Genomic DNA, 21,274 nt, shown 5'->3' on the forward strand with positions numbered 1-21,274 from the left:
AGTCATTGGTCATGTCTCACTTTTTGAAATTTTTGTGGGTTACGTTTGATCTGTAACTTTCCCATCCAAAATTCACCCAAATCCCCTGGTCCATCTTGAGACGATCGAGGATGCGCTCACCGAGCAGCGCGGATAATCCGGCAAAATTCAGGTTGGTTGTAATCCCGGTTGGCTTAAATTCTGATGACCTCCTGTTAATAATTTGGTTGAGTAAAACCGCTTCGTTTGTCTTGCCACGTTGCATGCCTACATCATCGAGAATGAGCAGGTCACAGCGGCATAACGTGTCAATGAGTCCGGATTCGGACTTGTTCTGCGCGTAGCATTCACGAACTTTCAGCAGCAGGTCGGAGATAGTGATCAGTACGACTTTCTTGTCGTGCCGAATCAGCTTGTTACCGATTGCCGCCGCCAGGTGGGTTTTCCCGGTACCGACTGAACCCGCAAAAATGAAACTGGCAAATCCGGTACCAAAACCATCTGCATAGCTCTTGGCGTACGAAAGGGCGATTCGCTGGCCGTCGTTCGTCACCTTGTAAGTGGCGAATGTGCAGGTGCGATATAAGTCTGTAATGCCTGAACGTACGACCAGATTTTCAGTCTTTACGCCCCGGTTCTGGCTGTTTACAGCTTTAGCGGATTGCTTTTCTTGCCTGGACATCCATTGCTGCCATTCTTCACGCGTTTTAAATATTGGTTCAGCTCCGCCCGCGTATTGCTTAATTCGATTTAACAAATCCTTGCCCACAGCCTTAATCCCTTTGAATTTATCGTTGCCCATACAGGTGCTCCTGGCCCGCCGTAGCGGGCCGTTGTTATCAGCTGCAATATTCAGGTTTCATATCAGCAAGGGTGATGGTGAAACCCTCATAAAGGTCAGCCCCAAGGCGCGACTTAGCTGCCTGCAAGCTTTGCTCAAGGTCGGCAAAGCGCTGCGGGGCATCAGGTTCGTCAGAATTTGGAAGGTCATTAATGAGCGCGCTGATTTTGGTCTGGGCGATTATCTGGTGATAACGTTTCACCGCTTTGTTACGCAATTCGGTATGAAGATCGACCCCAAGAATCACCTTCATTGCATCAACTTCTTCGCCAATTCCGCGAGCTTCTTCCGCTGTTTCAGCCGCATCAATGGATTCGCGGAAGTCCTGGGCAGTCACTTCAATGTCAGCCTTTTCTTCGCTACTAACTGAATGCTCATGGGTCACAACGACCTCATCGCCAATATCATGCAGGTTCACTCGCTCCTGTGGTTCAGGCATCGGATTGACTTCTTTCTCCTGGCGTTGCTCCAGTTCGTCGGGTGTGTACACACCCAGAATCACGTCAGGACAATAGAGACGCGACCAGTATTTGAGCGCGAGATAGGCTATTTGCTGCTTGGGGTTAGAAACCCAAAGCGGGGAATTTCGAATTACGACACTGGAGAGGTGAATTTTTTCACCCCAGGTTATTTCTTTCTCTCCGCGCAGAACGGCACCGACACGGATATATAGGCCCACCTCATCTGCATCAGACCAGCCACGAACGCGTTCAGTAGATGAATACTCCCCATTGCGTCCTTTCTTTTTTACCGTGATTTCTTTTGTGCTGGAGCACTTAGACCAGTCACCGCCGTATTCATAATGGAATCGGCCAGAAATGGCGTTGGAACTGGATATAACTGCATTCACAAGTTGTGCTTCATACCCAAGCTTTCCGCTGACAAGATGCGTTTTCTGGGCAACTGCATAAGGGTTCATACCCCACTGCATGGCCTGCATCACAATTGCCATACAATCCGCAGGTTTCCCCACTAGGTGTTCCGGTACCGCGACCGTAGAATCAGCCATAAGGTTTGCAAAGCTGGTTAATTGAGTCAGTGCACCTACATTAAAAACAGCATTGCTGGCGGATACAGTGTTTGGTGCTTGACTATCAACTTCGATAATACTTTTCATTCTCTGGCTCCTTATGCAGTGCGCAGGTTTTCAAGACGGCGCAGGTCAAAATCATTCAATTCGTCGGTGTAATCTTCGGCAATCGGGGCAGGCCAGTTACCGGATTCGTACGCGTCATTGATTAGGTTGAGGGTGCGCTTATATTCCAGTCGTCCAAGCTCAAGCATTTCGGAGGACGCTTCTACTACCGCAACCCAGTGGTAACCCGGCTCTTTGTTAACGAAAATCCAGAAAAACTGGTCCAGCGAGGCGACATCGCAGTACATGGCGGCGCTCAGGTGGTAGTCCCGTTCGATAATTTCGCGGTGAATGCGGTCACGCAGGCGCTCCTGTTTCACGTTCTGGATGCCCAGGGTTTTCAGGTCGCCACCGATGCGTACGGTGCCGATTGTCACTTCTGCATCAGGACGAACGCGCAGTTCCAGGCCGGTATCGTCATCGATGCCGAAATAGCTCACTTCGGATTTGCGGGAAGGGTGGTTCAGTAAGCGACTTGCTCCGGGATGTTGCTGGAGGGCAGCGCTGATATTCTTGGCCTGCTCGTACATGTCCAGGCTGATCATGGTCTTGCCTTGGCACAACACTTCCTGCTGTTTATGGAAATCCTCAGCGGTCACTGCATTCGGGCGAATGGCTTTAACGACTTCTGTCAGTTGCTCTTTAGTGCCGCTAATGTTGTAAGGCAGAAATTTGGCGCGTTCGGCTTCTGCAACGTCTGGCGCAACGGTGGCGATCTGGTCGAGCAGCTGCTCGCGAGAACCGCTGGTTTTAAGCAGCGGAGGCAAGCTGGCGTTATATTCCTTGATGCAAGCTTTCATGGTCGCCGAGGTATGCTTGCCACTTTCCGGCAGCCGTTGAAACTTCTCTGGCAAGGAGGCATACAGTTGCCCTGTCTCATCCATGTTTCCGCTGACAGAAAGAGGTGGTGTTAACTCGCTGTTGTACGACTCGATCCATTGCTTAAGCTCATCAGGGGTTTTAAGCGCTGGTAGGCTGGCGTTGTACTCTTTGATAATCGCAACGAAGTCGCTACTGGTGCACAGCACCTCATCAGGCATATCCTCAGGGAAACCAAACTCATCGGCGAATTTCTCTGGCTCCAGCACGTACGTATGGATGATGTTGCCGCGCAGTAGTGCATCGCTCTGCTCGCGGGGGATCGTCTTGATAACGTGGCGGCCATTGAAGTACATAAGACTGACGCGAGCGTCTTTCAGCATGGTGCTGCTGACACCGTTCGAACCGTGATATACATCGTTTGGTATATCTTCATAGCGGCCAGGCTCAAAGAATGTCGGCCACGAAGATTCCGGCACAACTGGTTCGACTTTATCTACTTCTGGCATGATTTCGGGTGCAGCTGGTTCAACCTGGTTTACAGAATCGTCATTATGGGCGACAAAATCGGTATTTTGGTTTACATCGACTTCGTTATGGTTAGCCAAGTGAGGAGCATTAGCGGCAAGAATTTCAGCTGCATCCGGAATTACGGGAGCGATTTCTTCACTAATGACCACACTGCTTTCGCCTGGCTGCAGCGCATCACCAGCCTGGATTTCATCACTGTTATCTTCTTGAATCTGCACATCGCTGGTGTTCTCCGTAAGCGCTACTTCTTCTTTTTCGCCGCCATTTGAGGCGGTTTCCGGTGCCGGGGAATTGATTAACCCATCAATAGAAAATTTACCGTCACCAAGATTTGTGACCTTCGGTTGACTTTCATTACTGCTGGTTGGTGGTGTTCCGCATGCTGCAGCAACAATTTCAGATAATGGGTTGGCGTGATCGGTTTCGGTCAGGAATGAATTGATGTAACCCTGCAGAGCACCAGGCGTACGCCAGATATCGTCGGGCGCAGTCTTAATCATGGCGATTATTGAGGCGCGGGAATAATCCAGAACGCCGGCAATTTTGCGCACCTTGCCCAGCCAGGCGAGATATTCATCATCGTAGTTTGGCTTCGTATCACGTATTTCCTTAGCGCGGCGGTAAACCGGGCCTTCCAGGTTGTAGATATCGAAATCCATAGAGCGGGCCAGCTTGCCCAGAGCAACATCAAGCGACAGGGATTGCATATCGTGATTGATACCCACTCCACGGTCGGTGAGGACATTGCCACCAGCATTTAAGCCAGCATCGTTACGTTTAACGACGAAATTACGATCCCCTTTAATCCATGCCTGAATCATCAACTTGCGGTCGATATGATCGGTTGCCACGTACTTCGTCAAAAACGCAATAAAATCACCCAGCAGGGGGGCTTTGTTGCCAACCGGGAAGACATTTTTTACTGCATCAATTGCCGTATACAGATTGAAATCTGGGTAGGTGTGTAGCGCCTCAATATTCGCGCATGCAAGCAACAGGTTCTGCGCGTACGTTTCATCCGTATCCATTTCGAGCCGGATGATTTCTTTCATTTCGCCGCGATCAACATGTACGTGATAACGATATTCACTGCTCAGTAAATGGGCCAGAACGCGTTGGCGGAAGGGCAGGGTGGGGACGGTTCTAAGCTCAGGTGTTGCTTGCTCATCTGGCAGCGTGGCATTTGCGCCCTGGCTATCTTCGTTTATCGGGTCGGGAAGAGTGGCGTCAAGGGGAGCAATTGCTGTATTGGCATCCTCAACGGTTGAATCGGTACCGGCCACAACTTTTTCATTATTGTGGACGCCGAGCGGTGCTGCTCCTAGAATTAAACCGAACGTCATACCGTCATCGCCAATCTGGTAACGGTCACAGAACGTGGTATCAAGCACACCCTCTAAAGGCAGGTCGCTGACAATGGGAAGATTAACGCGGACAGGCTTTGCGAAATCGTCATCGTTAAAACCAGCCTCGTCGAGCGCCAGCGCCATACGAGATTGAGCCAGGCTTTCTTTCTTACTGGTACACCAGAAGAACGCAGCCTTAATGTTCAAGCGCTTTCTGGCACTCTCGTTTTTTACCTTCTGATACAGGGCAATTTCTTGCGGCATATCGCTCATTACACTTTTCCTCAAAACTGTGTAGAATATGAGGCGTCCAGTGGTCGCCTCGGTGGTCATTGGTCATGTCTCTGACGGTCGGGTTGGTCCCCGACCGGCACATCGAGAGATGTTAAATCTGGAATCAGCCCGCCTCGTGCGGGCTTTTTTCTGTCGGCAGTTCAGCAAGCGCAGCAAGTAGCATTCCAAACGCACCGAATTGAGCTAAGGGATTGTCGCCTGCGATATATATTCCATCCTCACCTAAGTGTTTTTTAGCAATCGCTTTCACAGCGCATTTAATACAGCAATAATCCCCAAGATTTTCTCCGGTAGTCAAAACAACAGACTGAGGTTTTGATTCGCGATTAGCGTCTTTGTTTTCGCAGATATAAGCCACCAAGGAATCATTAACGAATGCCTCGGCAACAGATGGGAAAATGGTGTTAATTGTTTTCAGCTCAACTTTAATATGTTCCATAAATAACCTCATTTCAGTTAATAGAATACCCTGCCATTTCTGGCATATTTAATTTTGCTACATCGGGAATCACCATAATTAATTGATGATTTCGGATGTGGCAATTAATGGCTGGTCTCCGGTTCGTTCGTAATCTGAATTAACAGATTTCCCCTACAGCCATTTTTTGCCCCGTCTTTCCGGGTTCCGTCAATTGCCCCGCCTGAGGGTCGTCGAGTGCTTGAAGCGGTCAACTAACTGCCAGTGTTTGACGGCACCGCTGGCTGGCCGTACTACATTTATTGAATGCTAGGGTCACCCTTCTGTGCTAACAGGTAACAGAAGCGGCGAACCAACGCCCAGAACAGCGGGAGGCGAACGGCCTGTACCTGAACAGGTTTACGCTTCCAGTCGGACATTGGATTACGCATTTACTGCCTCCGCAAATACCCAACCTTTATTTTTTAAATAATCGGCAAGATCAACGTCATCGAAATGGTTGAGTAATTCAGCCAATTTATTTTCTTCGGAGATCCAATCGGCAATTTTTTCTTCACCGATTTCTTCAAGAATTGAAGCGTTATCTTCAATTGATTCCAGGAGGTCGCTAATTGCAATGCCATCAACTTCAACACGAATATTACGATAGTCATCCGGTTTAATAGATGCATCAGACGCAGTTACTTCAAAGCTAATTTTATTGGTCATTGGTCATGTCTCTTTAATTAAGCCGCGGTGCTGCTGAACATCATGCCGAAAAGCTGCTCGCGCATTTTCTGGCGTTTTGATTCAGGCATTGCCAGGTATTCTTGCCCGATAGCAATCTGCTTTTGAAAATACTCAGTGATTGCGCTGGAAATCAGATCGGCTAACTGCGGGGAACCTGACAAGAACATTGGAACGGCTGCCGGATTGTCTTTGATGTCGGAAGCTATGCGGCGAGCATGCGGAATGAACTGAATGAGCATTTCGAATTCAGCATCAAAGACGCTTTCGCCATCTTCATCTACTGCTGTGAGCTTGATGTCGTGTAGAGCTGCTTCACGTACTGCGGTTTTTGCAGCCTGGATTGCGCTGTCGTGCGGGATGCAGGCGGGGATAATAACGTCAATTTCTGACTTCGCGTTTAGGATGGTGATGACCATTTTTGAAACCCTATAGTTGTTTGCTATAGGGTTATTTTAGTTGTTTTACCTAAAAAGGCAACTTTTTGTTTAGTGTTTTTTAGTTGATTTTAGTTTTTGTGTAGTTCTTCAAATATTGTGTTAAGTAATTTTTTTCTCGCTTTATCTCGTACATCTGGATTGCTACTCTGCATTCTTACTAATAAGTCTCTGATATCATCACCATTTAGTATTTCGCGCTGCATGTTAGATAAGGAATAAGATGCTAACAGGGAAGCTATACTTCTTACGGTTTGAAGCGTCATGGCCTGCGACCTCGATTTGACTTAAGTAGCGCACTCCATTAAGAGTGCATATTCCTCTACTCGTCCAAAATGTTTGCCTGTCAGTCTCCAGACTCAAGATGCAACGGATTTAGCGACGTAATCGAGTTATAGCTCCACTCAGCTATGGATTCTTGCCGATAGCACCAAGCCAGAAGGTCGTCATAGAACGGCCTCCAGTGTCGGGAATATGTTGATTGAGATATCGGAATCAGTGCTGTTATCGCGTGATGACACCGCGTGTGGGTAAGCGGCTTGAGGCCACTTCCTTTGCAGCGGTGACATACTTTAGATACCGCCATTCCCAGCTTCTTTGATTCTTTTAAATCGCGAATTTGCCCTTTTCCCCCGCAATGACATTTCGCGCCTGGTGTATCTACGGTTCTGCAAAAATCTTCAAGAACAAGCATAGCGACAACCGAAGCGGCAACGCGCAAACTTGGCCCGGAATAATGGAACAGATATTTTTTTGTGACCGTTTTCGCATAAATTTGTAGCTCGTTGAGCGCGGTTTCTGCCGCGCTAATGTCTTTCGTGTATTTTGCGTAAATGAGTGACAGTCCAGCTCTGCACCGCGCCTGAGTGATACCCAGCGACGCGACAATATCGTCGCGTTGTAAATGGCTCTTACCAGTATCTCTGGCCTGGTATGCAACAATCTGAGCTGATTTAGGATCGCCGATTGTTATGGCGTATTTAAGACGCATAATTTCTCCCTACTGGCGTTCTGCGGTGAGAATAACCACAGATACACTGGTCCCTGTAAATTCCCCTGAACGCGGTTCTGACCATGTGCAGTTCCAGTCTTGAGAGAGCACGTCTTTGTTCCGCATGCTGCCTGGAAGGATTGCAACAATGCGGGATCCCGTCTTCGTTAAAGATGCGGCAGTTTGCAAGTGGAGGAGGGCGCGGCCGTCGCTGAATGGGGGATTCATAACGATTCGGTCAAAACAGCCTCCGTTCTGCGCCCACTTTAAAAAATCAGCTTCATAAACCCTGCAGCCTTTACTGGCGAGCACCTGGCATTTGAGCGAAGATATTTCCACGCAAATTGTCTGGTCCTGGGGCATAAATTCCGCAATATTTCCGTGGCCGGCGCTCGGTTCAAGGCAATTATGATCTTCCTCGATGCCAGCCAGTTGAACGCAGTATTCAGCCAGCGCTGGTGGAGTAGGGTAAAACTGGTGACTCTTATCGTCAGGGACGCAGCCGGATGCGATTATTTCAGCCAGGACTCGGGTCGGATCGTACTCGAACTCCCACCAGGACCAGCTCCCGCTGTACAGTTTGGTGCCGCCAATAGTCGAGAGTATTCTCTCTGACTCAGCACGAACGCGACGGTCTTCGTCATACCCGCGGAAAGTACGGTTGTATGGGTTTCGAGTTTTAGGCTCGACTGGTTCGTCATACTTGTTGCGTTGACGCGGCTTGTATTCACCGATCTCAAGCAGACACATGTCTTGCAACACGGCGACGGGAAGGGCGTTTTGCATCAACACAAAGTCTTTGATTTTTTTCTTCGGTTTAGCCCGAAATTCTGGAGGGATCGCTAACGGATACAGACTGGCAAGAATACAGTTCAGACGCCAGGCTATATCCGGATGAACCTCAAAGTGCGCAGTCCCTTTCAGGTAAGCTCTGAGCCGCATTTCGCCACCATCGATTGACATCCATTCACCGGGGTAATCGCGTGCTGTTTTCAGTGCTTTGTTCGTCAGTTCGTATGACGGTTCCGGCCTGCCCATGAACTTTGCGATTACCTGCCGTAAATCCAGCACCTGATTAACCATTTTGTAATTGGTCATCCCCCACTGGTCGTAAACACCAGAGAGGATCATGCGTTTGCTGAATCCTTCGGGTCTGTTCGTGACGTGCTCGCCTGATAGCGATTTGAAAATACCGTCCACACGCTCGCCGAAAAATCTGTTGCGGGAATTGAGCATATCAAACAGCGTTGTCCTGACAGTTTCTTCCTCGAATTCTGGTGTCCGCATTTCGAGAATATTTTCGTTCCACTCCTCACGGCGCGCAGCAGGCATTACGTCCAGAACATCGGTTAGCAGAAGCGCCTTCTGCCAGTAAGCTGCGTTCAGATGGGAAATAGCGCCATCACGGGCGAATAAAACTGAAAGGGCTGTGTGGTTCGTGTAACGCTTGTCACGCTGATTCCCACTCATGAAGTGGTCTATTGCCACTTGAGCGTCGTCATCGTTCAGAATCACCGCCAGCGACTCTATTTTTTGACGTTCGAAGGTGTATCTCCCCATCAGGTTTTCTACGAGGTCGTTCGGCGTTGGTGCGAAAAATTCGCCGGTATTAAAAATTTCACTGGTCATTGGTCATGTCTCTTGGTGGCTAAGTAATTGTTTTTCATATACATCCTACTTTATTACCTGCCTATGGATAGTATTAAATCAATAAATATTTATATTTTTCAATCAGTTCCACCACGAAAGCCTGTTGGGATCGTTCTGTCAGGTTCAGGGATCGAGTTTACGCCCTGGGCCCCAGGTGTACTGCCTGAGCTGATTTTTTGTCGGGAAAGACTTTCGGCAAAAGACATTTCCCACTGCGATTGATATTTCAGGGCCGTCTCAGGGAGCCAGTAATCTCGAAATTGCTGGAGCTGGGCAGAGGTGTATCCAGGGGCAACCCCGATATCGTGTCCCCATGCTGCAGACTGGATGGCAAAATCATCACCAGGGAGCCAATCAGGTTGCATCGAAAATTTCGGGCATGAGTTATCCACAGGCTGCTCGCGCGCCTCTCTCTCTCTTTCTTTTACTTCTTCCTCTTCCTCTGGTAACGCTTTTTGATCGCCTTCTGTAACGCTCTTAGCGTTACCTTTGGGTTTCTTATCGCGATATTCTGTAACCCTTCTATTCGTAAGTGCCCGTTTTTTAGAACTTTCCCCATTATGACGGTCGAAGTTCGGTAAAGTCAGTACACCTTCTGTTTCGTATAGCCAACCCACTTGAATCAGGGCATCAGCGAAACCACGCATGAATGTGATGCGATCAATTGCATTTTTTGTAACGCCATTAGCGTTACACTTTGCGTTGCCGTCGATTGTTTGCTGGTCGGCCCAAACCCAAAACCGAATGGCTTTACCCAATGCGGCATCAGGATCGATGTTCAATGTTTCAGCCAGCCTGAATATCTCTGGTTTGTCGGGTGTAATTACCTCAACCTTTATCCAGTTTGATGCCATATAAACCTCAGTTGTGTAACGCACATAGCGTTACACTTTTAAAACGGTTGATCAGTGGTCATGTCTCTGCTGCTTAAAACGGTATGCTTTTTTTGCACTGGCATAAGCGATTTCGAATTCGGCGCATTCTTTCTCAAAATCAGGCAATGGAGAGCCAAGTAAAATCGCATTCAATACATCGGTATGCTCTTTTAAAAGTCTCGCGGTCTGAAATTCAAGGCTATCTCCGTTGGTTATCATGTCGCGAAGATAAGTTGGCATGGCTTCGATTATTGCTGGTGCCAGTGCAGTTAATTTTTTGATTTGGTCTTCAGTATTACATTTACGCCAGCGGTGAAAAATATTCTGGTTATTGTTGGTAAGTGCCTGATGATCGACCGTTCCGTCATCGTATTCGATTCTACTTAGCTCTGTTGGGTAGGCCATTCCGAGATCAACATATGCCTTCGTAATCAGCATGGTTGCCTTGAATTGAGTGATTTCGCGTGACCAACTACTGAGTGTAGAACAGAGGGCTGGTAGGTTGATTTTCATTGTTCAACCTCTCGTCGAAGAACGTCTGTATGATCTAGCTCGCTCGGAAGCCAATACTTTTCCCAATCATTCGGAAGCAGTTCCTTGCGTGTTACTTCTCCTCGAGTGGCCAACTCAATCGCAAGTGCTCGTGCTGGTGGGATCTTCGTATAGCCCGATGCCATTTGGGAAAGGGATCCCAGGTAAACACCAAGTTCTTTAGCAAGCTTCATTCGCTCACCACGCTCTAGGTTGTCGTAATAGGTTTTAAAGTCCATATGTAGTCTCTGTTGGTTTGTACTTAGTGTATTTTAGTTGTTTTTAAGTTTTGTGTGAAGGGGTTGCCTGAAATTTTCGTATTGCTAAACTTTACACATAGAATATTATTCACCTCGAGCTATATTACGCTTGGTTTTCGAGGTCTTTTTTGAACGAATATCAAGAAATAACAAGTGATTATATGAAAGTTGATATCAGACCAATTCGGCAACAAAGACTAAGAGAATGGTTTAGCGATAAAACCATACCTAGGGAAGAGAGTAGCTATATCTCACAACTCATGTCTGGACGAACTACCTTTGGTGCCAAGGCTGCGCGCAGACTTGAGGGCACTTACGGGATGCCAGTTGGATATCTTGATAAGCCCTACCCATCAGAAGAACCGGAGCATGCAGCAACTAAAAATTTCGATTTTAGGCAACTTAAGTTAGTGGAGCTGGCTAAAGAGCTTCCAGATGCGGAAGTCGATGAAATTATCAAGCAAATGGAAGACAAGAAGCGCTTCTATGACGAAAGAGTGAAAGAATACTTGGCAAAATTCGGGATTGACCCAGCTAAAATAGAACTAAAAAAAACTTAACATTTCTTGTCTGCTGAATAAATTTGCTCTAATCTTCTCCACAAGCTCGACAAGTTATACCCATGCAAAAGCCCGCTACTGACAGCGGGCTTTTTTATTTGGAGAAAACATGAAATTTCAAGACTTACCCGAAGATGCAAAACAAGCTGCATATCAGGCTATGGCCTCACTAATCACTGTACCTCGTAGTGGAAGCGTGATGTGCAACAAACCACCCATCACACATAAAGAGTTGGGCCGTCAGATTGCTGAGGGTTTTTTAGAGCTATACCAGTTTGACAACGCACCAGAAGAGCAAAAAAAAACGGTCAATGGAGTGGAAGACACTGACCGCCTCGGCGTGTGGGATAAAACTAAGAGTTAGAGTTCGGGAGATAAGCCCCCCATTTTTCAATTTCACAAACAATCACAAGAGGATCGCCTGGGGATTCTCGCTTGGCGATGCTAATCAGGCTGTTTCTGATTGGCTCAATCTCCGAATCCAACCTGACTCCTACATACGTGCCTGTTGGAAGTTGGTGCCATGACCCGTCTGGATAAAGAAACTCTCTTGAGAACCCTACTGAATCCATTGCTTCGTGCAATGATTCATAGTTTTCGCTGCCTGCATCAGTAAGCTCAATCCTTGCAATATAAAGCGCCATAATTACCTCTCGTTTGATGTGGTTACTTTCGCAGCGCAACGATATCAGTCGGGGTATAATGCCACCAGATCAATGGTCTGACGGCCTCGTTCTTTAGCATTTCTCGCAACATATGGCCCTGGCATTTGCTGGGGCTTTTTTCTGCCCGCAATCCTGGCAAGGTGAAAACATGATCGAAAAAGAACCCGGATTGCTCGGCTGGTTGTCAGCAGCCGGCGCATGGCTGCTGAGTCATCCGTATGCCAGTTGGGGAAGCCTTACTGCTTTCCTTGCTGCGTTATGGTCTGCCATGAAAGACGGCAAAGGCTGGTGTGCTTCTACCTTTGCAGGCGTTCTGGCGATCGCAATCACATTAAGCGTTCTGGCTGTCATGCGTAAGACAGGTTTACACGAAGAGTGGATGCCGTTGGTTGGCATGCTGGTCGGTTTTATCGGTGCGGATCGTATTCGTGCCGCTGTACTTGGTGCGTGGGACTCACGCAAAAATAATCTGGTGAAAAATGATGAATCAGAAAAGTGAAATTATTTTGTTATTAGAACAGGAAGAAGGGACAAAAACTAAACCGTATATTGATAGCTTGGGTTATCCCACAACTGGCGTAGGTTTCAAGCTTGGCCCTCAGGGTGCTCCGATTGGACATTACACCTTTACGCTTACCCAGCCCACAATTGACGCCTGGCTTCAATCGCTGGTGGATACCACTGTATCCAGTATGAAAAGCAATAGCGTCATTGCGCCAGCGCTTCCTCACTGCAATCAACCACGTTTCGATATTCTCACCTCAATGGCGTATCAGATGGGCGTAAGTGGTGTCGCTGGCTTTAAAAACATGTTGAAAGCAATTGAAGCTGAGAACTGGAGCGAAGCCGCCAGTCAAATGCTGGATAGCACCTGGGCAAAACAAACTCCCGATCGCGCTCAACGTCATGCTGCTGTGATGAAATCAGGCCAGTGGCAACCGACCTACAATTTCTAATCCGGATGTTCACCCGCATCTAACCAGGTAAAAACCCAAATGAAAAAAGTAATTATCGTCTTAACTGGCGTGACATTGGCGTGCTTGCTATCCGCGTGTACCAGTGACCAGCTTAAATCAGAGCAAAAAACTGAACGCGAAGCCATGAGCGCGAAACAAAGCGCCGACCGCCAGTTCGAACATGCCGAAGTCGCGCTGGCGGCTTCTACCGCAACCACAGCAGCGGCTGCCGCAAATCTTGCTGCCAAAAAGCAGCAGCAGAGCCAGGCCGATGCGGCGCTGGAGCAAATAGTCTGTCCACAACCAGCCGAATAGCTGAGCAGGTTTTCCCTTAGCACCAGAAAGGTAAATAAACATGGAAAAAGTAGAGCAGGAAGTTACAAAACAGCGTTACAACAGCGCCAGCTTTGAGCAAGCAGCCAAGCCACTGATTAAGTGGTTGAATGAAAATGCTAATCCTCATGCCTCAGTTTTTGTCGATGTCAACAGTGCCATGCTGCTCACTGGCGAAATCGTCATTCAAACGGATGAGTTCATCAAGGATTAGGGCATTACAACAGGCATTCAATGAGTGCCTGTGATAATGCCAAACCTACAGATCCCCCCCATGACCCAAACGTTTATTTGCATAGCCAGCGGCCCATCGCTGACAGCGTACGATTGCGCGCAGGCCACCGACTCCGGCTTACCAGTCATTGCCGTTAACTCAAGCTGGCTCGCGGTACCGGAATGTCAGCACATCTTTGCTGGTGATTATCTCTGGTGGGCACACAACCACGACGTCGTAAGTCCAGGGGCGGAACGATGGACCCAGAGCCAGCGAGCCTGTGACAAATACGGTTTGCGATTCTTTCGCCCTGCAGATAGCGGCCCGTTTAATTCCGGTCAGCGCGCTATTCAACTGGCAGCGCACCTCGGCGCGGAGCGCGTCATTCTGCTTGGCTATGACTGCACATTGGCGAACGGCGCTCACTGGCACGGCAGACACCCGGCGACAATGCATAACCCTGTTCCCCGGGAAGTAAGCCGTTGGCATTCAGACTTTTCTTCCCTCACTGGCCTGCTGCCGGATGTTGAGATCATCAACGCATCGCGGCACACAGCACTGGCCTGCTTTCCACAATCAACCATCGAGGCTGCACTTAATGCCTGAAAAATTCTATTTTGACGGGATGCATGGCATCGGCGACAACATCAATCAGCGCTCATTCGTGAAAGCGCTGGCTGACAAAGGCCACGAAATTTGGCTGAAAACGCCGCTGCCGGAAATTTACAGCGATATTCCAGGCGTTCATTTTGTCCGGACGTGTACTCCGCTACGCACACAGAAGCTCAGCGAGCAATGCTCACAAGTCCAATTCGTTGAGGCGCCGCTGGGTGTGCCGCGTCAGCGCATTTTCTACGGCAATGGTCACCTGCTGCAGGGCAGTATTTTCGACGCAATGGAGCAGCAATTCGGCATCGCGCCAGCACCGCTTGATTTACCCAGCTATGAACCGGCAAATATCAAGACGACAGCCGGCAAGCCCATTGCTGTAATTCGCCCGACCTCCGAGCGGGTGGAGTGGCATAACGCCAGCCGTGGACCACTGAACCAGTACATCGACGACGTGTCCCGTCAGTTGGCAGCAGCGGGATTTCACGTCATCAGCATTGCCGATGTGCAGGAAGGCCAGGAATGGATACCGGACGGTGAACCGTTTGCGCATCAAAAATTCCACCATGGTGAACTTTCCATCTGGGAAATGCTGGCGCTGGTGGAGTGTGCCGACATTGTGCTGACTGGTGCTTGCGTGGTGATGCATGCTGCTCTGGCCTACGGGAAACCGATGATCTGTCTGCAAGGTGGGAACGGCGGGAACAATCATCACAGTAAAGTCACTGACCCGCGCTGTATGGATTTGTCACAGGCGCTATTCATCTACCCGGACAATTACTGTCGCTGTCAGGAAATGAAGCACCAGTGCGAGAAAACGATAAGCAACCTGGCTGAAAAAGTGCAGCCATTTATCGATAACGTCTACAAAGCATCACGTAAGCGAGTTGCAGCATGAAGCATTTTTCCGGTGAAGTGAAAAAAGGCCTAGTCTGGTTGCCTGAGTTAGGAATGGGCCGCTATCCGGTACCGAAAAATCGACCGTACGACGAAGGCTATTTTGCCCGGTACCGCAAACTCGCCGACACGCAGCTGGGCCGCGAACTGACGGCAGCCCGTATCCGGTTAATCGGTCGGCATTACGGCAGTGGACCTGTCTTGGACGTAGGTATTGGCGCAGGCCAGTTTGTCGAGGCCAGGCCCAACACGCAGGGTTACGATGTGAACCCTGCAGGTGTGGAATGGTTGCAGCATCGTGGACTATGGGCTGACCTGTACGCTGACCGTTATCCCGCGCTGGCATTCTGGGATAGCCTGGAGCATATCGACCGTCCCGACATCGCAGTTGGAAAAGCAGAAAAATGGGTTTTCGTTTCGGTACCGCTTTTTGAAACTGGTGATGACATTCCTCGTTCAAAGCATTTCCGGCCGGACGAACATATCTGGTACTGGACGCGAAACGGGCTAGTGAACTGGTTCAAAGAACAGGGCTTCGCTCTGGCCGAGGGCAATGACGTTGAATCGCAACTCGGGCGAGAAGGTATCGGCAGCTACGCATTTTTCAGGGTAAAATAATCTCCTTCAATCAAGGGGATTAATCATGCAACAGGTAAATGAAGGCTGGCCATGGGGAACTATGTGGGCAGCTATCTCAGCAATGGCTACTGTGGCCACGTTTGTAGTTGCTGCTTGGGCCATGTTTCGATGGCGCAAGCAGGACGAACTTAAAGTGAAATTGATATTTAAGCAAGCAATCGGGGACTACGCTTTTCAATTGGTAAAAATGCCAGAAGTCTTGTTTACGAAAGATTTGAAAGAATACGAAAGTGAACGTAGAAATTTAACTATTTTATTTCACAATTGTTTTCATGCCTTGGCAATGACTGAGAACTTACTTGATGAGAATAAGGTGGTTACGGAGTGCTGGGCTAAATTTTTTGAAGCGCATCAGAGCTATATTACTGGTCAAAGTAAATCATCTGACTTAGATGAAATTTGCACCTTGATATTGAGTGAACCATTTGTTTTCGGAAAATAGCCGGGTTTCCCCGGCACTCAGTTAAAACATATCCAACTGCGGCGTAGTGTGGGGATCGTACTCTTCAACAGCGATCCCCAACTCACGCCGAAACCACCGGGCCACTAACTGGCGGTGGCAAAACTCTCCTGGTTTCTCCCAACACAGCAGCACTGGCTCAACACCGCCAGTGATGACGTGCAACTCATTCCAGACATGCTCAGGATTCAATTTCGCCAGTATTTCGGACTGAAAGAGTTCGATATAGCGGGAAGTCGACACCGAGTTAAACCAATTTCCGGGTGCCAGCTTTTGATAGGTACGGTACCCGGCTGGCGTATTGCGTGGGGCATAGCGGGCGATGCTGATTCGACCCTCTCCGCGATAGAGCGAAAAACAGGATGTTTTCATCGTAAACTCATTCCTCGTGATAACAATAACTTACGTTATCATTATATCATATGTGCCTGATATTTAACGGGAATTGCTATGTTTATTGGCTCCATTCCGAAGAAGTTAATCACCCAGATTTTGGGAAATATCCACCTCAAACCACGCGTGTACATCGGTTGTTCCGGTTCGTTCCGGACAGAGCATGCCATCAAGAATCTGATGCCGGATAAGCAGGTCTACGGCAACGATGTTTCACTGCTGTCCTGCGCCGTCGGCAACCTGCTCACCGGGCAGGCGATGGACGTTTCTTTCAGCGAACGACTTGAACCTTTGAACTTGCTGCGCGGTGATGCGCTGGCTAACACCGCATGCGTATGCCTTGCGATAACGCTGGCCCGGTTCAAAGGCAACAATCAGTACAGCAAGGCGCACTTTGCTCACATCATTCGAAACCTGGCGGAATACCATCGGGTGGAACGGGAAAAGCTACTCAAATACACGGATGGTTTCGCGATTGACGGCTTCCACGCTGGCGACTTCCACGACCAGATTTCAGCAGCGCGAGAGAACGACGGCACCGTCATCATGTTCGCGCCCACATACAAGGGTGGGTACGAGAACATCTACAAATTTGTGAACGGTTGCACAGCCTGGCCTGCGCCATCGTATGGGATGTGGGATCCGGAAAATACCGAATCACTCATTCAGCAGTTGCTCGACGATAATCAGAACTTCGCGATTGTTTCCGATCGCCGCATGGAGGCAGTCGAGCCACGCATCATGTTCGCTGGCAGCAACAAACCGATTTACATGTATGCAAATGATGCCCGGTCATCACTGCGCCGCGACGAGCGAAAATCCCAACCGTTCCGGTACCAGATTGTTGATCATGAGAAAATCAACGAAAGCAGTCTTGTTGAAATTGTGCTGCTGACAACCCAGCAAATAAATTTCCTGAAAAATATCTACCTGGCTAAAGGTATTAACCACAAAGCCGGGATGATGAATTTCGGTGTGCTGGTGGACGGCATGCTGGTGGGTGCATTCATCTTTTCGATGGCGCAGTTCGGCGACAAGATCCACAACATCTACATGTTGAGCGACTTCTCAACGACGCGGCACCGGAAGATTTCAAAACTCATTCCGATGCTGGCAACCAGCCGTGACGTTATTAATCATGTTAACCGCCAGTACGTCATCGACATTAAATCTGTGTACACCACCGCATTCACTGACAAGCCGGTATCGATGAAATATCGCGGCATTTACACGCTGGCGAAACGAGGGGAAGGATTCCTCAATTACTCATCTGCGGTACGCGAGCAATCACCGCAAGACATCTTCCTCACCTGGTACCGAAAGTATGCCAATTGAAACCGTCATACGGCGCGTGGCCCTGGCCGATTTGAAGTTGTTGGAGAAGAACGCTCACTACATGGATCCGGATGAGTTTACCCGGCTGGTGCGCAACATCAAACGCGACGGGTGCCTGACCAGTCTACCCGTCGTTTATCGAGGAACGGTGTTGTCAGGTAATCACCGCACACAGGCAGGGATAAAGGCTGGTCTGATTGACATCGACATTATTGATATCGTTACCGAACTCACCGAGGACGAGCAAGTCGCGATACAACTAAGCCATAACGCATTCAAAGGTAAGGATGACAGCAACATTCTTCGGGAATTGTACGAGTCGATAAACAGCCTGGACATGAAACTCTATTCCGGGTTGAGCGATGACGCATTCAAAATTGCCGACATCGATGTGCAAACTCTCTCCTTTGTTCAGCCGACTTATCAGGACCTGGTCATCGCATTCCTTCCGGAAGAAAAAGCCTTGTTTATTGAGGCGCTGGAGAAAATCGGAAAGCGAGCCAAAGACCGCCCAATTGTCGCAGGAAGCATCAGCGATTTTGACGCCGTGTTTAATGCCGTCATTAACGCCAAAAGTAAGCTGAACATCATCAATACCGCAGAAGCCTTGAGAACCGTCGCAGCACTGGCGCTTCAAAAGCTCGGGGAAATCGATGATGAATCAGAAGATCCAGTACGACAGGGCCAAAGCTGAGGCGCTGGCAGCATGCAAGTTGAGTTACCAACAAATCGCTGACGTGCTGGATATCGACCTGAAATTACTCCGGCAAGACGCAGAACAGATGGCAGAGTTTATGGCCGTCATGCGCAAAGGAAGGGCGAAAGGTGAAGCCGAGCTACGGACAGCATTGTTCAAGTTAGCCAGAGAAGGCGACTCCTTTGCTGTTCGAGAGTTGTTGAAAGTGAAGAAAAGCCAGGACACTGACTAATGAGTAAACCGGACGAGAGTGAACTCAAAAGCGATTATTGCTCCGGGTTACTCTCGATCCAGAAAGTCGCAGATAAGCATGGCATCGCAAAATCTACGCTGGTGGATTTGGCTAAAAAGCATTGCTGGGAGCGACTGAAATCTCCGTCCAAAAATTCCGTCCAAAATATAAATGGACGGACGGTCGGACGGACGGATGGACGAGGTAAACCGAGCCAGAAAAAATCCGCGAAAAAAAAATCTGAGAATTTTTCCCTGCCAAATATCACGGATAAAAATGATGATCCAGATAACACCTTTGTCCCTGAATATTTTGGCATTTCCGAACAGCAGGGCATCTTTGCCGAGCACGTTGCAGCAGGAAAACCAATCGTCGACGCGTATCGCCTGGCTGGATACAAAGCCGAGGGCAACGCTGCCTACGTCACCGCCAGCCAGCTCCTAAGAAATCCTAAGGTTGCGCGAGCCATTCGTTGGCTGCGTGATAAACGGCAACGTCGCATGGCGCTGGTCGAATCAGAAATCATTCACCAGCTTGTTTCCATCGCTAACGCCGACCCCAACGCACTCTCACAAATTCGCCGTGTTAACTGTCGCTACTGCTGGGGTGATGACCACCTTTACCAGTGGAACAGCATGAGTGAGTACGAGAACGCGGAGGAAAAGGCCAGCGACGATGGTAAAGAACCACCTGAGTTTGGTGGTGTTGGCTACGTTGATTCAGCGATACCCAACCCGGATTGCCCGAAGTGCTTTGGTGAAGGTTCGATGCGCACGTTCTTCGCTGACACAACTCAGCTTGATGGTCCCGACCGCTGGCTATTTGCTGGTGTGAAAGAAACCATGAACGGGCTGGAAATCAAGACAGCGAACCAGGATGCAGCGCGCCGTGAACTGCTCAGGCTGGCGCAAGCCAATCGAGGACGACTGCCGGGTGATGCAACGCCTGGCAACCCTGGTAAAGATGAACTTGAGCTTGAACGTCTGCGACTCGGTAACGAGAAACTGCAGGTTGAGATCGAGAACATCAGAAACGGCAAGCAGGAAAGCAATCTGGTTGTCGTGCATAACGCCCTGCAAATCCCCGGCGCGTTTCAGCCTACGCAAGAGGGTGAGGGCGATGACTGATGGCGGAAATATTCTGCAAGAAACTCCACGTCGCACAATCTCGCGTTTGGACTGAGGGTAGCCAGCATCAGTACAACGTCGTGCGATGTGGTCGGCGCTGGGGTAAAACAGCCATCCTGGGCAACATCGCTGTGTCCTATGCCACCTCTTTGTTTAAAGAGACTGGCGGGGATCGGATGCTCGGCGGGATGGTCGGGATTTTTACTGCTGAATATAAGCAACAGCAGGAAATCTTTGATTATCTGGAAGAGGTGCTGCAACCGTTAATCAAAACCCGTTCCCGTAGTGATGGGCGTATTCGTCTCAAGAACGGCGGCAAGATAGATTTCTGGGTAACGAACAATAACCCGCTGGCTGGTCGTGGCCGCGAATATGACGTTGTCCTGCTGGATGAATCAGCATTCACCAAATCGCCGGAAATGCTCGAAGAAATCTGGCCGAAATCAATCAAGCCCACATTGCTGACTCGTCGTGGTCGCGCCTGGGTCTTCTCTACACCTAACGGTACCGACGATAAGAACTTCTTCTACGCCATCTGCCATGACAAATCGCTGGGATTCCATGAGCATCATGCTCCGACATCCAGCAACCCGTTTGTACCGGCTGATGAACTGGCAAAAGAAAAGGCTGCCAACGATCCGCGTGTATTCGACCAGGAATTTGACGCGAAATTTATCGACTGGTCCAAAGACGCGCTGCTGGATATCGAGAAGCTGCTGGTGGATGGCCTGCCGGTAGCAATGCCGACAACCTGCGACATGATTTTCGCAGTGATGGATACCGCGCTAAAAGGCGGCAGCGAGAACGATGGCACTGGCGTTACTTACTATGCATATGAGGAAACCTATACCGAGCCGCGGTTAACCATCATTGACTACGACATCACGCAGATTCAGGCGTCGCTGCTGCCAGAGTACATGCCGGGTGTCTACGACAATCTGGAACGACTGGCTAAGCTCTGCCGACCTCGCCTGGGTAGCCAGGGCGTGTTCATGGAAGATGCTGCCATGGGGGCCATTCTGAACCAGAAGGCTGTATCGGAAGGCTGGCAGATGCAGCCCATCAAGTCAGCACTGACAGCCAAAGGCAAGGATGAGCGCGCTGTTCTTGCATCCGGCCATCACTACCTCGGCAAATGCAAAATTACCCGCGAAGCGTTCGATAAAACAGTGACGTTCAAGCAGGACACCTCAAACCACCTCATCAAGCAGATCGCCAAGTTCCACCTGGCAGACCCGCTTGCGCACAAGCGCGCCGATGACCTTTTCGACTGCTACACGTACGGCCTGATCATCGCGTTCGGGAACTACGACGCACTATAAAA

29 protein-coding genes are annotated in these 21,274 nt (G+C 49.3%); 15 read left to right on the forward strand and 14 right to left on the reverse strand.

Annotated elements, in window-relative coordinates:
* Positions 1 to 16 precede the first annotated feature (16 nt).
* The 12 genes from MES37_RS01440 to MES37_RS01490 form a co-directional block, all read right to left on the reverse strand.
* A complete protein-coding gene (locus MES37_RS01440; RefSeq protein WP_237929938.1) occupies positions 17 to 781 on the reverse strand; it encodes an ATP-binding protein in 765 nt (254 codons plus the stop codon).
* Positions 782 to 818: 37 nt separating this feature from the next.
* The gene (locus MES37_RS01445; RefSeq protein WP_237929939.1) at positions 819 to 1,937 is read right to left on the reverse strand and encodes a RecT family recombinase; all 1,119 of its coding nucleotides are present in this window, start codon (positions 1,935 to 1,937) and stop codon (positions 819 to 821) included.
* A gap of 11 nt (positions 1,938 to 1,948) precedes the next feature.
* Positions 1,949 to 4,924, reverse strand: coding sequence for a RecE family exodeoxyribonuclease (locus MES37_RS01450; RefSeq protein ID WP_237929940.1), 2,976 nt, complete (start codon positions 4,922 to 4,924; stop codon positions 1,949 to 1,951).
* A 124-nt stretch (positions 4,925 to 5,048) separates the two neighbouring features.
* Positions 5,049 to 5,384, reverse strand: coding sequence for a hypothetical protein (locus MES37_RS01455; RefSeq protein ID WP_237929941.1), 336 nt, complete (start codon positions 5,382 to 5,384; stop codon positions 5,049 to 5,051).
* Between the two features lie 278 nt (positions 5,385 to 5,662).
* Positions 5,663 to 5,794, reverse strand: coding sequence for a hypothetical protein (locus tag MES37_RS24710; protein WP_273693534.1), 132 nt, complete (start codon positions 5,792 to 5,794; stop codon positions 5,663 to 5,665).
* Positions 5,787 to 6,071: a hypothetical protein gene (locus MES37_RS01460; protein ID WP_237929942.1), complete on the reverse strand. Its 285-nt coding sequence runs from the start codon at positions 6,069 to 6,071 to the stop codon at positions 5,787 to 5,789. The genes MES37_RS24710 and MES37_RS01460 overlap by 8 nt, the downstream gene beginning before the upstream one ends.
* Positions 6,072 to 6,088: 17 nt before the next feature.
* Entirely contained in the window at positions 6,089 to 6,508 is a 420-nt protein-coding gene (locus MES37_RS01465) for a hypothetical protein (protein WP_237929943.1), read from the reverse strand.
* A 364-nt stretch (positions 6,509 to 6,872) separates the two neighbouring features.
* Positions 6,873 to 7,517, reverse strand: a complete 645-nt coding sequence (locus MES37_RS01470; protein ID WP_237929944.1) for an antitermination protein — start codon at positions 7,515 to 7,517, stop codon at positions 6,873 to 6,875.
* Positions 7,518 to 7,526: 9 nt separating this feature from the next.
* Positions 7,527 to 9,146, reverse strand: coding sequence for a DUF4942 domain-containing protein (locus MES37_RS01475; protein ID WP_237929945.1), 1,620 nt, complete (start codon positions 9,144 to 9,146; stop codon positions 7,527 to 7,529).
* Between the two features lie 98 nt (positions 9,147 to 9,244).
* Positions 9,245 to 10,021 carry a DnaT-like ssDNA-binding domain-containing protein gene (locus MES37_RS01480; RefSeq protein WP_237929946.1) on the reverse strand — a complete coding sequence of 259 codons (777 nt, stop codon included), beginning with the start codon at positions 10,019 to 10,021 and terminating at the stop codon, positions 9,245 to 9,247.
* 51 nt (positions 10,022 to 10,072) lie between these two features.
* Positions 10,073 to 10,555 (reverse strand): toxin YdaT family protein, encoded by a 483-nt coding sequence (locus tag MES37_RS01485; protein ID WP_237929947.1) that lies wholly within the window; start codon positions 10,553 to 10,555, stop codon positions 10,073 to 10,075.
* A complete protein-coding gene (locus MES37_RS01490; RefSeq protein WP_237929948.1) occupies positions 10,552 to 10,812 on the reverse strand; it encodes a transcriptional regulator in 261 nt (86 codons plus the stop codon). Before MES37_RS01490 ends, MES37_RS01485 begins: the two co-directional genes overlap by 4 nt.
* Positions 10,813 to 10,994: 182 nt before the next feature.
* Between MES37_RS01490 and MES37_RS01495 the strand changes: the two genes are divergently transcribed.
* Both MES37_RS01495 and MES37_RS01500 read left to right on the forward strand, forming a co-directional pair.
* Entirely contained in the window at positions 10,995 to 11,393 is a 399-nt protein-coding gene (locus tag MES37_RS01495) for a hypothetical protein (protein WP_237929949.1), read from the forward strand.
* Positions 11,394 to 11,502: 109 nt separating this feature from the next.
* Positions 11,503 to 11,757, forward strand: a complete 255-nt coding sequence (locus tag MES37_RS01500) for a hypothetical protein (RefSeq protein ID WP_237929950.1) — start codon at positions 11,503 to 11,505, stop codon at positions 11,755 to 11,757.
* On the opposite strand, the gene MES37_RS01505 is transcribed toward MES37_RS01500, so the two are convergent.
* Positions 11,747 to 12,037 (reverse strand): DUF2622 domain-containing protein, encoded by a 291-nt coding sequence (locus tag MES37_RS01505; RefSeq protein ID WP_237929951.1) that lies wholly within the window; start codon positions 12,035 to 12,037, stop codon positions 11,747 to 11,749. The two genes, MES37_RS01500 and MES37_RS01505, sit on opposite strands and share 11 nt — an antisense overlap.
* Before the next feature lie 169 nt (positions 12,038 to 12,206).
* Here MES37_RS01505 and MES37_RS01510 point away from each other — a divergent pair, with 169 nt between their 5' ends.
* The 8 genes from MES37_RS01510 to MES37_RS01545 are packed head-to-tail and all read left to right on the forward strand — an operon-like array spanning position 12,207 to position 16,148.
* Positions 12,207 to 12,557 carry a phage holin family protein gene (locus MES37_RS01510; protein ID WP_237929952.1) on the forward strand — a complete coding sequence of 117 codons (351 nt, stop codon included), beginning with the start codon at positions 12,207 to 12,209 and terminating at the stop codon, positions 12,555 to 12,557.
* Positions 12,541 to 13,014, forward strand: coding sequence for a glycoside hydrolase family protein (locus MES37_RS01515; protein WP_237929953.1), 474 nt, complete (start codon positions 12,541 to 12,543; stop codon positions 13,012 to 13,014). The genes MES37_RS01510 and MES37_RS01515 overlap by 17 nt, the downstream gene beginning before the upstream one ends.
* Positions 13,015 to 13,053: 39 nt before the next feature.
* The gene (locus MES37_RS01520; protein ID WP_237929954.1) at positions 13,054 to 13,329 is read left to right on the forward strand and encodes a hypothetical protein; all 276 of its coding nucleotides are present in this window, start codon (positions 13,054 to 13,056) and stop codon (positions 13,327 to 13,329) included.
* Between the two features lie 40 nt (positions 13,330 to 13,369).
* Positions 13,370 to 13,561, forward strand: coding sequence for a hypothetical protein (locus MES37_RS01525; RefSeq protein WP_237929955.1), 192 nt, complete (start codon positions 13,370 to 13,372; stop codon positions 13,559 to 13,561).
* 60 nt (positions 13,562 to 13,621) lie between these two features.
* Positions 13,622 to 14,167, forward strand: coding sequence for a hypothetical protein (locus MES37_RS01530; protein WP_237929956.1), 546 nt, complete (start codon positions 13,622 to 13,624; stop codon positions 14,165 to 14,167).
* On the forward strand, positions 14,160 to 15,068 hold the full coding sequence (locus MES37_RS01535; RefSeq protein ID WP_237929957.1) for a hypothetical protein: 909 nt from the start codon (positions 14,160 to 14,162) through the stop codon (positions 15,066 to 15,068). Before MES37_RS01530 ends, MES37_RS01535 begins: the two co-directional genes overlap by 8 nt.
* Before the next feature lie 17 nt (positions 15,069 to 15,085).
* Complete coding sequence (locus MES37_RS01540; protein ID WP_237929958.1) at positions 15,086 to 15,685, forward strand: class I SAM-dependent methyltransferase; 600 nt, start codon at positions 15,086 to 15,088, stop codon at positions 15,683 to 15,685.
* Between the two features lie 25 nt (positions 15,686 to 15,710).
* On the forward strand, positions 15,711 to 16,148 hold the full coding sequence (locus tag MES37_RS01545; protein WP_237929959.1) for a hypothetical protein: 438 nt from the start codon (positions 15,711 to 15,713) through the stop codon (positions 16,146 to 16,148).
* A 21-nt stretch (positions 16,149 to 16,169) separates the two neighbouring features.
* On the opposite strand, the gene MES37_RS01550 is transcribed toward MES37_RS01545, so the two are convergent.
* A complete protein-coding gene (locus MES37_RS01550) occupies positions 16,170 to 16,538 on the reverse strand; it encodes a hypothetical protein (RefSeq protein ID WP_237929960.1) in 369 nt (122 codons plus the stop codon).
* A 78-nt stretch (positions 16,539 to 16,616) separates the two neighbouring features.
* On the opposite strand from MES37_RS01550, the gene MES37_RS01555 reads away from it, so the two are divergent.
* Genes MES37_RS01555 through MES37_RS01575 form a run of 5 tightly spaced genes read left to right on the forward strand, consistent with a single transcriptional unit; the run spans position 16,617 to position 21,272 of the window.
* Positions 16,617 to 17,894, forward strand: a complete 1,278-nt coding sequence (locus MES37_RS01555) for a putative antirestriction adenine methyltransferase (RefSeq protein ID WP_237929961.1) — start codon at positions 16,617 to 16,619, stop codon at positions 17,892 to 17,894.
* Positions 17,884 to 18,588, forward strand: coding sequence for a ParB N-terminal domain-containing protein (locus MES37_RS01560; protein ID WP_237929962.1), 705 nt, complete (start codon positions 17,884 to 17,886; stop codon positions 18,586 to 18,588). Before MES37_RS01555 ends, MES37_RS01560 begins: the two co-directional genes overlap by 11 nt.
* Positions 18,551 to 18,823 carry a hypothetical protein gene (locus MES37_RS01565; protein WP_237929963.1) on the forward strand — a complete coding sequence of 91 codons (273 nt, stop codon included), beginning with the start codon at positions 18,551 to 18,553 and terminating at the stop codon, positions 18,821 to 18,823. Before MES37_RS01560 ends, MES37_RS01565 begins: the two co-directional genes overlap by 38 nt.
* Entirely contained in the window at positions 18,823 to 19,950 is a 1,128-nt protein-coding gene (locus MES37_RS01570) for a terminase small subunit (RefSeq protein WP_237929964.1), read from the forward strand. Before MES37_RS01565 ends, MES37_RS01570 begins: the two co-directional genes overlap by 1 nt.
* Positions 19,947 to 21,272, forward strand: coding sequence for a terminase (locus MES37_RS01575; protein WP_443106264.1), 1,326 nt, complete (start codon positions 19,947 to 19,949; stop codon positions 21,270 to 21,272). The genes MES37_RS01570 and MES37_RS01575 overlap by 4 nt, the downstream gene beginning before the upstream one ends.
* Positions 21,273 to 21,274 lie beyond the last annotated feature (2 nt).

Source organism: Buttiauxella sp. S19-1 (assembly GCF_022134725.1).
Lineage (GTDB): Bacteria > Pseudomonadota > Gammaproteobacteria > Enterobacterales > Enterobacteriaceae > Buttiauxella > Buttiauxella ferragutiae.